At 62.9% G+C, this 14,083-nt stretch carries 12 protein-coding genes and 1 riboswitch; of the genes, 5 read left to right on the top strand and 7 right to left on the bottom strand.

Annotation, left to right across the window (positions count from 1 at the left end; genetic code table 11):
• Positions 1-52: 52 nt before the first annotated feature.
• Positions 53-1,747, bottom strand: coding sequence for an NAD-dependent malic enzyme (locus ACFWHB_RS05840; RefSeq protein WP_106886137.1), 1,695 nt, complete (start codon positions 1,745-1,747; stop codon positions 53-55).
• A gap of 55 nt (positions 1,748-1,802) precedes the next feature.
• Positions 1,803-2,660, bottom strand: coding sequence for a helix-turn-helix transcriptional regulator (locus tag ACFWHB_RS05835; protein WP_162627150.1), 858 nt, complete (start codon positions 2,658-2,660; stop codon positions 1,803-1,805).
• A 120-nt stretch (positions 2,661-2,780) separates the two neighbouring features.
• Between ACFWHB_RS05835 and ACFWHB_RS05830 the strand changes: the two genes are divergently transcribed.
• Together ACFWHB_RS05830 and ACFWHB_RS05825 are read left to right on the top strand one after the other, a co-directional pair.
• A complete protein-coding gene (locus ACFWHB_RS05830; protein WP_163136595.1) occupies positions 2,781-4,160 on the top strand; it encodes an MATE family efflux transporter in 1,380 nt (459 codons plus the stop codon).
• 133 nt (positions 4,161-4,293) lie between these two features.
• A complete protein-coding gene (locus ACFWHB_RS05825; protein ID WP_025327828.1) occupies positions 4,294-4,542 on the top strand; it encodes a DUF2498 family protein in 249 nt (82 codons plus the stop codon).
• 27 nt (positions 4,543-4,569) lie between these two features.
• Here ACFWHB_RS05825 and ACFWHB_RS05820 read toward each other — a convergent pair whose 3' ends face one another.
• Positions 4,570-5,709 carry a GGDEF domain-containing protein gene (locus tag ACFWHB_RS05820; RefSeq protein ID WP_111909983.1) on the bottom strand — a complete coding sequence of 380 codons (1,140 nt, stop codon included), beginning with the start codon at positions 5,707-5,709 and terminating at the stop codon, positions 4,570-4,572.
• 243 nt (positions 5,710-5,952) lie between these two features.
• Here ACFWHB_RS05820 and ACFWHB_RS05815 point away from each other — a divergent pair, with 243 nt between their 5' ends.
• Together ACFWHB_RS05815 and ACFWHB_RS05810 are read left to right on the top strand one after the other, a co-directional pair.
• On the top strand, positions 5,953-7,350 hold the full coding sequence (locus tag ACFWHB_RS05815) for a nucleobase:cation symporter-2 family protein (protein ID WP_290071900.1): 1,398 nt from the start codon (positions 5,953-5,955) through the stop codon (positions 7,348-7,350).
• A gap of 100 nt (positions 7,351-7,450) precedes the next feature.
• Complete coding sequence (locus tag ACFWHB_RS05810) at positions 7,451-8,167, top strand: lipoyl protein ligase domain-containing protein (protein ID WP_395949650.1); 717 nt, start codon at positions 7,451-7,453, stop codon at positions 8,165-8,167.
• 110 nt (positions 8,168-8,277) lie between these two features.
• Here the strand turns inward: ACFWHB_RS05810 and ACFWHB_RS05805 are convergent, their stop codons facing one another.
• Positions 8,278-9,654, bottom strand: a complete 1,377-nt coding sequence (locus ACFWHB_RS05805) for an alanine/glycine:cation symporter family protein (RefSeq protein WP_290027629.1) — start codon at positions 9,652-9,654, stop codon at positions 8,278-8,280.
• Positions 9,655-9,903: 249 nt separating this feature from the next.
• A riboswitch (glycine riboswitch) is annotated at positions 9,904-10,019 on the bottom strand.
• A gap of 507 nt (positions 10,020-10,526) precedes the next feature.
• On the opposite strand from ACFWHB_RS05805, the gene ACFWHB_RS05800 reads away from it, so the two are divergent.
• Complete coding sequence (locus tag ACFWHB_RS05800; protein ID WP_025327832.1) at positions 10,527-11,675, top strand: type III PLP-dependent enzyme; 1,149 nt, start codon at positions 10,527-10,529, stop codon at positions 11,673-11,675.
• Positions 11,676-11,750: 75 nt separating this feature from the next.
• On the opposite strand, the gene ACFWHB_RS05795 is transcribed toward ACFWHB_RS05800, so the two are convergent.
• From ACFWHB_RS05795 to yfcD, 3 genes are all read right to left on the bottom strand, one after another.
• A complete protein-coding gene (locus tag ACFWHB_RS05795) occupies positions 11,751-12,716 on the bottom strand; it encodes a calcium/sodium antiporter (RefSeq protein ID WP_111909978.1) in 966 nt (321 codons plus the stop codon).
• Between the two features lie 122 nt (positions 12,717-12,838).
• Positions 12,839-13,312 carry a peroxiredoxin gene (locus ACFWHB_RS05790; protein ID WP_395949649.1) on the bottom strand — a complete coding sequence of 158 codons (474 nt, stop codon included), beginning with the start codon at positions 13,310-13,312 and terminating at the stop codon, positions 12,839-12,841.
• A gap of 173 nt (positions 13,313-13,485) precedes the next feature.
• On the bottom strand, positions 13,486-13,986 hold the full coding sequence (gene yfcD / locus ACFWHB_RS05785) for an NUDIX hydrolase YfcD (RefSeq protein WP_395949648.1): 501 nt from the start codon (positions 13,984-13,986) through the stop codon (positions 13,486-13,488).
• Positions 13,987-14,083: the final 97 nt, after the last annotated feature.

Below are 14,083 nucleotides of genomic sequence, written 5' to 3'. Positions count from 1 at the left end.
GCACAAAAAAAGGGATGCTTGCGCATCCCTTCTGCTTTTGCGGCCTCTTCGCTCAGAACGAAGTGCGACGATAGCGGCGGTATTCCGGCCGCCAGAAGTTCGCCTCTATGGCCTGGTCTATCACATCATCGGGGGTCTGCACTGCCTTGCCCTGCAGCATGGCGGTCTTGGCCACCATCTTGGCGATGTAGCGGGACACCCGATGAATATCCGCCAGATCCGGCAGCAAGGAGCCCTCTTCTCCCTTCACCAGGGGGGAGCACTCCGCCAGCGCCCGGCTGGCGGACATCAGCATGGCGTCGGTCACCCGGGTGGCGCCCGAGGCGATGACACCAAGACCTATCCCCGGGAAGATGAAGGAGTTGTTGCACTGGGCGATGACGTAGCGCTTGCCCTTGTACTCCACCGGCGCGAACGGGCTGCCGGTGGCCACCAGCACCTGGCCGTCGGTCCAGCGGATGAGATCCGCCGGCGTCGCCTCCACCCGGGAGGTGGGGTTGGAGAGCGGGAATATGATGGGGCGGCTGCAATGCTTGTGCATCGTCTTGACCACCTCTTCGGTGAAGAGGCCGGGCTGGCCCGAGACCCCGATCAGGATGTCGGGACGACCGTGCTCCATCACCTCCAGCAGGGAGATGTTGTCCCCCACCGGCCACTCCTTGATCCGCTCCAGCGGCTGGGAGAGTTTGCGCTGGAAGTCGAGCTGGTTGGGGATCTTGTCGGTGATGAGGCCGAACCTGTCCACCATGAAGACCCGGCCGCGAGCTTCCGCATCATTCAGTCCTTCGGCCTTCATCTGCGCCACTATCTGCTCGGCGATGCCGCAACCGGCGCTGCCCGCACCGAGGAAGGCGACCCGCTTCTCGGAGAGCTTGGCGCCCGAGGCCTTGCAGGCGGCGATCAGGCTACCGAGGGTGACGGCGGCCGTGCCCTGGATGTCATCGTTGAAGCAGCACAGCTCGTCCTTGTAGCGGTTGAGCAGCGGGGTGGCATTGCCCTGGGCGAAGTCTTCGAACTGCAACAGGATCTCGGGCCAGCGGCGCTTGACCGCCTGGATGAAGGCATCGACGAACTCGTCGTACTCCTCCCCGGAGATGCGCGGATGGCGCCAGCCCATGTAGAAGGGATCGTTGAGCAGTTGCTGGTTGTTGGTGCCCACGTCCAGCACCACCGGCAGGCAGTAGGCGGGGGAGATGCCGCCACAGGCGGTGTAGAGGGAGAGCTTGCCGATGGGAATGCCCATGCCGCCTATGCCCTGATCCCCCAGCCCCAGGATCCGTTCGCCGTCGGTGACCACTATCACCTTGACGTTCTGCTTGGTGGCGTTTTGCAGCATGTCATCGATCCTGTCCTTGTCCGGATAGGAGATGAAGAGGCCACGGGCACGGCGGTAGATGTTGGAGAACTCCTCGCACGCCTTGCCCACGGTCGGGGTGTAGATGACCGGCAGCATCTCGGTCAGGTGGTTGGTCAGCAGGCGATAGAACAGGGTTTCGTTGGTGTCCTGGATGTTGCGCAGATAGATGTGCTTGTCCATGTCGTTGCCAAACGCCATGAACTGGCGATAGGCGCGTTCCACCTGCTCTTCTATGGTCTCTATGTTCTGGGGCAGCAGGCCTTCCAGATTGAAGCTGCTGCGCTCCTCGCTGGTGAAGGCACTGCCCTTGTTGAGCAGCGGGGTCTCCAGCAGGGCCGGGCCGGCGTAGGGAATGTAGAGGGGACGTTTCTGATTATTATCTTCAAACATGGATCTGTACCTTGACTGTGTGGCCCGCCGATCCTATGGGCTTGGGCCAACAATTTCAAAGGGTTTGAACATCAGTGGCAACAGGTTTGCGACCCAGGCGACGAAAGGCGCCGGGGGTCTGACCAGTGAGGCGGCGAAAACGGTTCGCAAAGTTGGCGCCGTCACTGTAACCGACCCGGGCCGCCAGCTCGCCGAGGGGCCAGTTGGTATAGAGCAACAACTGGCGAGCCTTATTCATTCGAAGCCCCGTCAGCCAGGCCATGGGCCCCATGCCGAACACCTGCTGGCAGAGCCGATGCAGATGGGGCACAGAGCAGGCCATCTGGCTGGCGAGCAGGGCCACGCTCCAGGGCTCATCGAGGCGCGCCTCCACCCGGCGAAACAGCGCCTGCAGCCTGAGCTCAGGGGTGCCACGCACCTCCCCTTGCAGGGTTCTGTCCAGCAGGGCCAGCAACAGACTGAGCAGCTGGGGCTGCAAGGGAGATCGCACTCCCTCCCCCTGCATCAGGCTGAGCAGATGGTAGAGCTGCTCCCCCTCCTCCCCCTGCCAGATGCGGTGGCCGAGCCGGTGCAGGTGCTGCCAGCGCGGCACATCGTCCAGCAGGATCCAGCTGATCTGCCAGCGCTCGCCGATGAGCCTGAGCCCCCCCGGCACGGCCGCCGGCAGAAAGATGAGCGAGCCCGCGGGGATGGGCTGCTCCCCCTGATCCGTCAGCAGGGCTCCTCCCTCGTCGTGGCTCACCATCAGAATGTGAAATTCGGGTCTGTTGCGGCGAATGAGGTAGTGATCCCGCAAGCGGGAGAGGCCGGTCAGGAAGATGCCTGCCTCCCCCAGCAGGGGCAAGCCTTCACGCCCCAGCATCCGCTCCTCGCAGCCAGGAGCTATCTCAAGACACTCGCTGACAAATGCCATAATGCCTCAACATGATAGTTTTGAACAAGAAAGCAGAGAGCTGCTCACAGTGAGAGCACCCGCACTAGCCCCTATCATACCCATGACAAACCTTGCTTTTCACATACCCGGTTAACATAAATGAATTATTGGCAAGCGATTTTAAAACAAACCACCGATCGTGAGTTCATGACCCGACTGTGGCGACTGGCCCTGCCGGTGTCGCTGCAATCCATGATGTTCTCCCTGCTCGGTCTCATCGACATCATGATGGTGAGCCAGCTTGGCACCACGGCTGTGGCGGCGGTCGGCTTGGGTAACCGGGTCTTCTTCTTCAATCTGCTGGTGATAGCGGGGCTCTCTGGCGGGGTCTCGGTGTTGGCGGCGCAATACTATGGCCGGGGCGAGCTGGCCGGGGTGCGCCGCTCCCTGGCGCTGGCCCTGGTGGGCGCCCTGCTGGTGAGCCTGCCGTTTGCCCTCATCTATGTGCTCTCGCCGGGCAGCGTGCTCGGCTTTGCCAGCCAGGACCCCGCACTGCGCCTGCTGGCCGACGAGTTTTTGATGATCACCGGCGCCACCATCCTCTGCACCGCCATAGTCGTGCCCCTGGAGGCGGCCCTGCGCTCCGTGGGCAACGCGGCGGCACCGACCCGGATCGGCATCATTGCCATCATCGCCAACGTCATCCTCAACTACGCCCTCATCTTCGGCAACTTCGGCTTCGAGGCCATGGGGGTCGCGGGCTCGGCCTGGGGCACCACGATTTCACGACTGCTGCAGACGGCGCTGCTGCTTGCCTATGTGTGGCGCCAGGAGCCACGTCTGGTGCCGCGCAAACAGGACTGGTGGGACGCCTTTCGGCGCAAGGAGGTGGTGCGCTTCACCCTGATCGCCCTGCCGCTCTTGTTCCACGACGGGCTCTGGGCCTTCGGCATGCTACTCTACGGCTTCCTCTATGCCCACCTCGGCACGGATTCCCTGGCCATCATGACCACGCTTGGCACCCTGGAGAGCATCCTCATCTCCCTCTTCTTCGGGCTGGCGGTGGCCTGCTCCACCCTGCTCGGCCACCGGCTCGGGGCCGAGGAGTACGAGGCGGCCTGGCAGCACTCCCAGCTGTTCCTGCTGCTCGCCCCCATAGGCGCCCTGCTGGTGGGGATAGCCGTCTGGCTGCTGCAGACCAACCTGCTGCAGTGGGTCGGCAACCTGCCGGGCGAACTGATGGGAGAAGCGGGTCAGGTGCTTGCCATCATGTGCCTCGGCATGTTGCTCAAGGTGTTCAACATGGTGGGCATAGTCGGGGTGCTGCGCTCGGGGGGGGACGTGAACTACAGCATCTTCATCGACATAGTCGCCATGTGGTGCATAGGCCTGCCGCTCGCCTGGGCGGCAGTCAGCCTGCTGGGCTGGCCTCTCTCCTGGGTGGTGGCCGTGGTGCTGCTGGAGGAGCTGTGCAAGGTGCTGCTGGTGCAGCGCAGGATCCGCCAGCGTCACTGGCTCAAGAATCTGGTGATGGGGTGACGGCTGCCCGCAGCCGGGCAAAAAGCGGGGTTATATCAATGACAGAAAATCCCCCCTTGCAGTATGCTAACCGCCTCTTCAATCAGCGGCGGGGCACACCACGCCCTGCCAGTAGTCGTTTAAGGAGACGCACATGCAACCACAAAAAGAGCTGATCACCGAGACTGCCCTGCTGGAGATGGCCAACGGCATCATCAAGAGCCACGAAGACTTCATCCACGGCATGCGTGCCGATTCGGTGGAGCAGAAGGGGGAGATCCTGGTGTTCAAGGGGGAGTTCTTCCTGGCCGAGGATGGCACCCCGACCGGCAAGACAATGGCGGTGTTCAACATGTTCAAGCTGCTGGCCCAGCAGTTGTCAGGCAAGTACCGGCTGAACTGATATAGCCCTCCAGACAAGATGCCGCCCTCAGGCGGCATCCGTCTTTGTGGGCCCGGGCTTGCCCGGCGTCTTCGCCAGCTCGCCCACCACGCAGTTGCGCCCCGCCATCTTGGCCATGTAGAGGCACTCGTCCGCCCGGTTGAGCAGCTCCTCGACGCTCTCCCCGCGCAGGGACAGGGTCAGGCCTATGCTCACCGTCACCTCCAGCAGCTCATCCGACGTCGGGCTCTTCACCAGCCGCGCCTCCACCGCCACCCGCAGTCGCTCGGCGACCCGTTTCGCCTGGGCCAGATCGGCGCAGTTGGGCAGCAGAATGGCAAACTCCTCGCCACCGTAGCGACCGAGCACCATGCCGGGCTCCAGCTGCTCCGCCAGGGTCGCCGCCACCTCCTTGAGCACGGCGTCCCCCGCCAGATGGCCGAAGCTGTCATTGATGCGCTTGAATCTGTCCAGATCCAGCAGCAGCACGGCAAAGGATGCCTGCTTGCGGATCATGGTGACCCTGGCCTTCTCGAGCTGCTTCATCAGCAGGCGGCGGTTCATCATGCCGGTCAGCTCGTCCGTGGTGGACTCCCGATAGAGCTGCAGCAGCATGTTGAGCTGGCCGCACTGCACCCAGGCACTCGCCACAGTGAAGAGCCCCAGCAGCCAGACCTGGTTGAGGGTCTGCACGCTCAGCAGCGGCTGGCCCACCAGGAGCCAGTTGCCCGCCAGCATGGTGATCAGAATGCCCCCCGCCAGTTGCAGGCTGAGGGAGAGCGGTATGGGGAAGATGGCAAACAGGCTGATGAGCAGATAGGGGAAGGCCATGTAGCCCGCCTGCAGCTCCTGATCCGTCCCGAAGCTGTGCAGACAGATGAGGGAGAACAGCATCATCACCGCCATCAGGTAGCCCAGCGCCAGCCTCATGCGTTCGCGCTTGAAGTGGATGAGATACGAAAGAGGGATCAGGGGAGAGAGGGCCAGCAGGCAGAAGATCCTGACCTGAAACAGTTCGTCAAACTGGGTGGCGGGCAGGGTCAGCCAATCCACCAGCGCCCAGGCGGGCAGCCCCACCATCAGCAGGCAGGTGAGCAGGCGCAGACGCACCGTCATAAAGCCCATGCGGGTCAGGGTGAAATCTTCGGAGTGGGCACGGGCACTCCAGAACTCCGACAGCTTCAGCATCCAGAGCCTCCATTTTACAACTGAGGGCTCATTCTACACCGTCCCTCCCTGGATGCATCAGCATGTCACCTATTTATAACGAGAACTGCCTCACACAAACCGGCGGATCATAATCGCCGCTCGCAAACGTTTCAACCCATCGAAAAATAAACCCTTTATTGCTCCAATTAGCGCTGGTCAGCCCAGACTCAGCCACTAGAATAGCGCCCAATTTTCTCCCCCTCCCCACACTTAGAGGTATTTATGGAACAGGCTGCCGCCGTGCGTGCGACCCCAGAGACCCACCCCCCCAGGCGAGCCCACAGCGAACTCATCTACGGCATCGACGAAGTCCCCCCCCTGCCCCAGACCCTGTTCGCCGCCCTTCAGCACATGCTCGCCATGTTTGTCGCCATCATCACCCCTCCCCTCATCATCGCCAATGCCCTGGGCCTCCCGGCCGCCGACACTCGCTACATAGTCTCCATGTCCCTGGTCATGTCCGGCATCGCCTCCTTCATCCAGACCCGCCGCTTCGGCCCCCTCGGCTCGGGCCTGCTCTCGGTGCAGGGCACCAGCTTCAACTTCCTCGGCCCCATCATCGCCTCCGGTCTCGCTCTCAAACAGGCCGCCATGCCCACCGAGGATCTACTGGGCACCCTGTTCGGCACCATGCTGGCGGCGGCCCTCACCATAGTGGTGATGAGCCGCTTCCTGCACCTGGTCAAGCGCATCATCACCCCCCTGGTAACCGGCATAGTGGTGCTGCTCATCGGCCTGACCCTGATCAAGGTAGGCCTCATCAGCATGGGGGGCGGTTATGCCGCCCTCTCTGACGGCAGCTTCGCCAGCCACACCAACCTCTTCCTCTCCCTGCTGGTGCTCGGCCTCATCGTACTGCTGCAGCGCAGCCGCAACCCCTGGCTGCGCCTCTCCGCCATCATGATCGCCATGCTGGCGGGCTATGCCGTCGCCCTGCTGCTGGGCAAGGTCAGCCCTCCCACCTTCGAGGGCCCCCTGGTGATGGTGCCCATTCCGCTTCACTACGGCATCGGCTTTGACTGGCAGCTGTTCGTGCCGCTCGCCATCATCTTCGTGGTGACGGCGCTGGAGGCCATAGGCGACATGACGGCCACCTCGGACATCTCGGGCGAGCCGCTGGACGGACCCGTCTACATGGCGCGGATCAAGGGGGGCGTGCTGGCCGATGGCGCCAACTCCATGCTGGCGGCTCTCTTCTCCACCTTCCCCATGTCCACCTTCGCCCAGAACAACGGCGTCATCCAGCTGACCGGGGTCGCCAGCCGCCATGTCGGTCTGTTCATCGCCGCCATGCTGGCCCTGCTCGGCCTCTTCCCGGCGGTCGCCAGCCTGGTGCAGCAGATCCCCGAACCCGTGCTGGGCGGTGCCACCATCGTCATGTTCGGCACCATAGCCGCCGCCGGGGTGCGCATCATCTCCCGCGAGGAGCTCGACCGCCGCGCCCTGATGATACTGGCGGTGTCGCTGGCCATGGGGCTGGGGGTCGCGCAAGTGCCGGAGGTGCTGCAACACCTGCCGGAGCTGGCCAGGAGCGTGCTCTCCTACGGCGTCGCCACCGGCGGTATCACCGCCATAGTGATGAACCTGCTGCTGCCCAAGCGCGCCGCCGCGCAGGCCTGACTCTCTCGTCAACAAGCAGGTAGCGCCCCGCCGTGCGGGGCTTTACCTTGTTTGCCGCCCCGGGTACTGTGCAGGGCAGCCTCTGCCCAGGATGCCCTTGATGCCCTATACCCTGCTTCCCCCCCTGCCCACCCGCCACACCCCGGATCAGATACTGGCCGAGGAGCAGCGCTGGCTGCGGGACTGTGCCCATGACGGCCTGCCCCGCGCCCACCTCTGGCAGGCGCCCCAGTGCCTGATTGTCACCCGCAAGGACATGCGTCTGCCCCGCTATCAGGCGGCCTGCGAGCAGCTAGCCGCCGAAGGCTGGCCCGTTCATGTGCGTGACAGCGGCGGCACCGCAGTGCCCCACGGGGCCGGCATCCTCAACCTCTCCCTGCTGCTGCCCCGTACCACCACTGATCTGGCCCACTACTACCGACTGCTGGGGGCGCCGCTGCTGGCCCTGCTGGCGGAGCATGGCCTTGAGGGGAGCTATGACTTCGTGCCCGGATCCTTTTGCGACGGTCAGTACAATCTGGTGATCGGGGGTCGCAAGATCACCGGCACCGCCCAGCGCTGGCTGGCGCCGGGCCAGGATCATGGCGGCGCCGTGCTGGCGCAAGCCATGCTGCTGGTAGGGGGCGACGTGGACGAGGGCACAAAGATGGCGAGCCGCTTCTACGAGCTGGCGGGCGGGGAGCTGCGCTTTATGACGGGAACCTCCACCACGCTGGCAAGCTGCATTGGCTGGCGCGGTGGCGACCAGGCCTTGGTGGACAAGGTGCGAGCACGTCTGGATAGCCTGCTGAGCGAGGGGCTATCTCCCTCACCCTGACCCTCTCCCGGAGGGAGAGGGAAAACCCCCGTCCATGGAAATAACGCCGCGCACAAAAAAGCCACGACCCGAGTCGTGGCTTTGCTTTTCCTGATTGGACGGGCACAGATTCAGGCTGTCTGCGGCTCGGGCTCCGATCCTGTGTCCTGGTCCCGGCTGAAGTAGGCCCGGGTCTCGGCGATCACCACGTGACGCAGGCCGATGAGGCCGATGAGGTTCGGCACCGCCATCAGGCCGTTGACTATGTCGGCCAGGAGCCAAATCATGTCCAGATGAAGGAAGGCACCGCTCGCCACCAGCGCCAGATAGATGAGGCGATAGGGCTTGATCGCCTTGACCCCGAACAGATACTCGGTGCAGCGCTCACCGTAATAGTTCCAGCCGAGGATGGTGGTAAAGGCGAAGAACAGCAACCCTATGCTCACCAGATACTGGCCTATGTGAGCATCCAGCCCCTGGGCAAAGGCCTGGCTGGTCATGGCGGCGCCGCTCAAGTCCCCGCTCCACACCCCTGTCACCACCAGGGTCAGGCCTGTCATAGTGCAGATGATGATGGTGTCGATGAAGGTACCCGTCATGGAGACCAGCCCCTGCTCCACGCAGGAATCCGTCTTGGCCGCCGCCGCCGCTATGGGCGCCGAGCCCAGCCCTGACTCGTTGGAGAAGACCCCGCGCGCCACCCCGGACTGGATCGCCAGCATGATGCCGGCCCCGACGAAGCCGCCGGTGGCCGCATGGCCGGTAAAGGCGCTCTCGATCACCAGCATGACGGCATCGGGCAGCGCGCTGGCGTTGTTCACCAACACACCGGCGCAGGCGAGGATGTAGAAGATGGCCATGAAGGGCACCACCTTGCTCGACACGCTGGAGATGGACTGGATCCCCCCCAGGGTCACCAGGGCCACTATCAGGGTCAGCACCACGGCAGTCGCCTCACGGGGCACCGAGAAGGAGAGGCTCATGGCGTCTGAGATGGCGTTGACCTGGGGGAAGGTACCGATGCCGAAGAAGGCCACACCTATGCCAAACAGGGCAAACAGCTTGGCGAGCGGCTTGGAGCCGAGCCCCTTCTCCAGATAGTACATGGGGCCGCCCGCCATCTGGCCGTTGGCATCCTGCTCGCGATACTTGACCGCCAGCAGACACTCGGCGTACTTGGTCGCCATGCCGAACAGGGCCGCCATCCACATCCAGAACAGGGCTCCGGGGCCGCCGAGCTTTATGGCGGTGGCCACCCCGACGATGTTGCCGGTACCAATAGTGGCGGAGAGAGCGGTGCAGAGGGCGGCGAAGCTGGAGACATCCCCCTGCTTGCCCTGGCCCTGATCGCGGCCAAAGACCAGCTTGAGGGCGAGCGGCAAGCGCACCACCTGAAGCAGACCCAGACGCAGGGTGAGATAGATACCGGTCCCGACCAGCAGGATCAGCAGGGGCGGACCCCAGACAAAGCTATCGATGGCGGCGAGCGCCGATTGAATTGATGACATGCATCCTCCTTAAAAAACAAAAATTAAGGAGGAGAAGGATGATCTTCCCATAGGTGTCGCGATCCCCAGAGGCGATCGGATGCAGGCCAAGAACGTGTTCACACTCTTACTGCGAGGCCGTGATCAAGGCTCATGCGCTGCTCGGAATCCTCACGTATGTCTATACGCTCCGGTTCCTGCGCTGCTCTTTACCTTGCTGACGACCTCTCGTTACAGATCGTGAACAGTTCCAAGCCCAGGTACAACCATCCCATCCCCTCTGTCCTTTTGCCTGAGAGTTTCCGGCGCCAGCCAGCCCTTGCGGGTAGTCATGATGCCTTGCTCCTTCGGCGCCCGATCTAACGGGTCTCTCCAGAGTATCGTCCAGTAGCAGTCCACACCGGTTGCCCGGTACCTGAAAGATTCACTTCTTCGGTGGATGGTCCCCCATCGCTCTCCTGCTACCTTCATCCGAACTAGTTTGGATTAGGAAGCGGGCATGTTAATCCAAAAAATGTGAGCTGTCTCCCACTCGGCCAGCCTCAGCGCCGCTTTTTTCTGCCCCGACCATGAGCGGAACACATGTTAAATGCTCGTTAACTATCAATAGCTTATGAGGACTTCTCTGCCAATGGCGCGCACCGGCTGGGGCAGACTGCCCCATATCAAGATGATGTTTCGTCTCGACCAGAAATACTTGCCAACATATCCAATCAAAATGCTTGCACACAAACTCAATAAGTCGATAATCCCGCGCATAACTAAGCACTTTGCAAGGGAGTTATGCATTGTGCCTGGTCGGTCCCTCCGGACCACTCGCCTGAGCCGGCCGTCGCCGGTTCAATCGCATATGGCTTGGGCATATCACGCCCCCTAAGGATGATCAAAAGAGAATGAACGAGACCCTGGTCGCACAAGATTACCGTCAGCTGGTTGAACAATTTGGCTCCCCCCTGCTGCTGCTCGACAAGGCAGCCGTCCGCAAACAGTATCGGGCCCTGGCCGCCGCCCTGCCCGATGTGCGCTTGCATTATGCACTCAAGCCCCTGCCCCATGAGGCCGTGGTCTCTGTCTTGAAGGAAGAGGGGGCCTGTTTCGATCTGGCCACCAATGGCGAAGTGGATCTGGTGCGCAGCCAAGGGGTTCGCCCGGGACGCTGCATTCACACCCATCCCATCAAGCGCGACAGCGACATCCGTTATGCGCTGGAATTCGGCTGCACAGTGTTCGTCTATGACAACCCGCTGGAGCTGGAGAAGTTCCTGCCCTACAAGGATGAGGTCAAGCTGCTGCTGCGCGTCAGCTTCCCGAATCCCGAGACCAAGGTCGATCTCTCCAAGAAGTTCGGCTGCACCCCGGAGCAGGCACTGCCGCTGCTGCAACTGGCGCAGGCCAAGGGGATCAAGGTGATGGGGCTGTCGTTCCACGTCGGCTCCCAGGTGCCGCACGCCCGTCGCCACGTGCAGGCCATCGACGCCTGCCGCGAGATCATGGAGCAGGCCTGGGATCTGGGGCTCAAGCCCTGGGTGCTGGATATCGGTGGTGGTTTCCCGGTGGATTATGACGGCGGCGAGTTCGACATCGACGGCTTCTGCGCGCCGATCCGCGAGGCCCTTGCCAAGCTGCCCGCCACTGTGCAGAAGATTGCCGAACCGGGCCGCTTCATCAGCGCGCCAGCCATGACCTCGGTGTCCAGCGTGATGGGCAAGGCCCACCGCGGCGACAAGATCTGGTACTACCTGGATGACGGCCTCTACGGCAGCTACAACGGTCAGCTCTATGACCACGTCACCTACCCGGTGAGCACTCCCTACGCCCAAGGCCCGCTGCACAATGCCGTGCTCTCCGGCCCCACCTGCGACAGCGTGGATGTCATTCGCGACGGCATCATGCTGCCGGATCTGGCCATCGGCGAGCTGGTCATAGGCCGGGTGATGGGGGCCTACACCTGGGCGTCGGCCTCCACCTTCAACTTCTTCCCCAAGGCGAGCATCCTCATCCTGGACAGCGCCCAGAAGCAGAAGCTGGTGGCGGTGGCCTGAACGCTTTGACCACGCCAGCAGCATAGAGAAGGGGAGCCATTGGCTCCCCTTCTTGTGTGCATCGTCGTGCCTGCATCAGAACTGGCTGGTCAACAGCCAACCTGTATAGGCGACGAAGATGCAGAGCAAGATGCCCCCTTCCACCCTGTTGATGCGGCCCTGTCCCTTGCGGCCCAGGCACATCACCAGCAGCAGCAGGGTCAGCCCCATCATCAGGCTCCAGTCGCGAGAGAGCACCGCAGGATCCACATCCAGGGGCGCTATGCCGGCGGCTATGCCGACCACGGCCAGGGTGTTGAACAGGTTGGAGCCAAGCACGTTGCCGAGGGCCAAGTCATGTTCCTTCTTCTTGATGGCCATCAGGGAGGAGGCCAGCTCCGGCAACGAGGTGCCCACCGCCACTATGGTCAGACCGATGACCAGGTCGCTGATGCCAAATGCCTGGGCTATGGTCACAGCGCCCCACACCAGCAGGCGGGAAGCGCCGACCAGGAGAACCAGGCCCACGATCAACCAGAAGATGGCCTTCTTGAGCGGCATGGCTTCGCTGTCGATCTCCACGTTCACATCTTCGTCCAGGGCGTCTCCCTTGCCCTTGATCCCGGTCCAGATGGACCAGCCCAGCAGCACGATAAAGACGCCACCCAAAATGAGGGCGTCGCCACGCCCCAGGTGACCATCGATGAGCAAGGCACCGGTCAGCAGGGTGATGCCGAGCAGTATGGGGATCTCCTTGCGCACCACCTGGGAGGAGACGGCGATGGGGCTGATGAGGGCTGTCAGACCGAGAATGAGGGCGATGTTGGTGATGTTGGAGCCATAGGCATTGCCCAGGGCCAGGCCCGGGTTACCCTGCATGGATGCCAGGGCCGAGACCACCATCTCGGGGGCCGAGGTACCAAAACCGATGATCACCATGCCGATCAAGAGCGGCGGCATGCCGGCATAACGGGCAGTGGCGGCGGCGCCATCCACAAATTTATCCGCACTCCAGACCAGCAACGCCAGTCCGGCAATCAGGGCAACAAAAGCCAGGGTCATATTCTTCCATCTCATCGGCTGCAAACACGAGAGCCAGGGGTCAGCCTGGCTCCATCCAAAGGTGGCTCAGTGTAGCGAGCCGCCTTGCTATTTCAAGCTGAAATCAAACGATGATTAACAATTCACAAGGCGGCCAGCAGACTCTGCGCATCAGACACCTCGAACTTGCCGGGAGCCTCCACGAACAACCGCTCAACCACGCCATCATTGGCAATCAGGGCAAAGCGCTGGGCACGCAGACCGCCGAAGGCGCCTGTCTCCTTGGCAAGGCCCAGGGCCCGGGTCCAGCTGCCGTCACCATCCGCCAGCATGGTGATGGCATCGGCATTCTGGGCCACCTGCCACGCCTTCATCACGAAGGCATCGTTGACCGAGAGGCAGCAAATGGCATCGACGCCCTTGGCCTTAAACTCGTCCGCCAGCACCACATAGCCTGGCAGATGGGCGTTGGAGCAGGTGGGGGTGAAGGCCCCTGGCACCGCGAACAGCACCACCTTCTTGCCCGCAAACAGGGCCTGGATATCCTGTACCTGCTTGCCCTCGGCGGTGATGAAGGTAAATTCCCCCGCTGGCAGGGATTGTCCGACCGTGATCATGATGTCTCGTCCTTAAGTGACTGAAAGAGGCCCAGTCTACTCCAACCCGGAAAGAGACGACACCGGCTCCCCTGTCGCCGCCCGCACCTCGCCTTTATTGCGAGCGCCGCGCCTGCCAGGTGGCGATGGCGAGCAGGAAACCCAGGGTGAACTCGACGTCTCACATCGCTGCCTCACCCGTGCCGCCGTGCCTGCCAGGTTGCGATGGCGAGGAGGGAATCCGGCGTGAACTCGGCGGCCCGCTCGGCTATCTCGGCCAGGCTCATCCAGTGCACCTCGCTCACCTCCTCCGCCTGGAGTTGCAGCGGCCCCTGATACTGGCAACTGAACAGACCGCCCCAGACCCGATAGCCTCCCCCGCTCGCCTCCCCCTCGGCGTAGAAGGTGCCGAAGTCGTGCAGGGGCACATCAAAGATACCCAGCTCCTCGGCCAGCTCGCGCCGGGCGGAAGGCTCCATCGCCTCCCCAGTGGTCACCACGCCACCGGCGCAGGCATCCAGCATGCCGGGGCAGAAATCCTTGCTCGGGGTGCGCCGCTGCACCAGGATTCGACCGGCCTCATCGAACACCAGGATGTAACTGGCGCGATGGCGCAAATTTTCCTGACGCACCCGGGCGCGCTCGGCCACCCCGATCACCCTGTCCTGCTCGTCTACTACGTCCACCCACTCCACGTGCGGTCCCTTTGTCCATACAGCGATGGCCGCAGTATATCGGGGCCGGGGCCGGGGGCGGCACTACTTTTTCAACGCCGGGAACAGGACGCCAGCC

Origin of the sequence: Aeromonas mytilicola subsp. aquatica, from assembly GCF_044336385.1 — a bacterium.
GTDB classification, from domain to species: Bacteria; Pseudomonadota; Gammaproteobacteria; order Enterobacterales; family Aeromonadaceae; genus Aeromonas; species Aeromonas rivipollensis.
Note: the sequence above shows the minus strand (reverse complement) of the source record. Positions and strands in the feature narration are given on the sequence as shown.

What these genes read in the sequence shown, in the direction of transcription:
- ACFWHB_RS05815 (WP_290071900.1), top strand. Translation starts at nt 5,953, where the DNA reads ATGGAACAGGCTGCCGCCGTGCGTGCGACCCCAGAGACCCACCCCCCC.
- ACFWHB_RS05840 (WP_106886137.1), bottom strand. Translation starts at nt 1,747, where the DNA reads ATGTTTGAAGATAATAATCAGAAACGTCCCCTCTACATTCCCTACGCC.
- ACFWHB_RS05805 (WP_290027629.1), bottom strand. Translation starts at nt 9,654, where the DNA reads ATGTCATCAATTCAATCGGCGCTCGCCGCCATCGATAGCTTTGTCTGG.
- ACFWHB_RS05820 (WP_111909983.1), bottom strand. Translation starts at nt 5,709, where the DNA reads ATGCTGAAGCTGTCGGAGTTCTGGAGTGCCCGTGCCCACTCCGAAGAT.
- ACFWHB_RS05795 (WP_111909978.1), bottom strand. Translation starts at nt 12,716, where the DNA reads ATGACCCTGGCTTTTGTTGCCCTGATTGCCGGACTGGCGTTGCTGGTC.
- ACFWHB_RS05825 (WP_025327828.1), top strand. Translation starts at nt 4,294, where the DNA reads ATGCAACCACAAAAAGAGCTGATCACCGAGACTGCCCTGCTGGAGATG.
- ACFWHB_RS05835 (WP_162627150.1), bottom strand. Translation starts at nt 2,660, where the DNA reads ATGGCATTTGTCAGCGAGTGTCTTGAGATAGCTCCTGGCTGCGAGGAG.
- ACFWHB_RS05790 (WP_395949649.1), bottom strand. Translation starts at nt 13,312, where the DNA reads ATGATCACGGTCGGACAATCCCTGCCAGCGGGGGAATTTACCTTCATC.
- ACFWHB_RS05830 (WP_163136595.1), top strand. Translation starts at nt 2,781, where the DNA reads ATGAATTATTGGCAAGCGATTTTAAAACAAACCACCGATCGTGAGTTC.
- ACFWHB_RS05810 (WP_395949650.1), top strand. Translation starts at nt 7,451, where the DNA reads ATGCCCTATACCCTGCTTCCCCCCCTGCCCACCCGCCACACCCCGGAT.
- ACFWHB_RS05800 (WP_025327832.1), top strand. Translation starts at nt 10,527, where the DNA reads ATGAACGAGACCCTGGTCGCACAAGATTACCGTCAGCTGGTTGAACAA.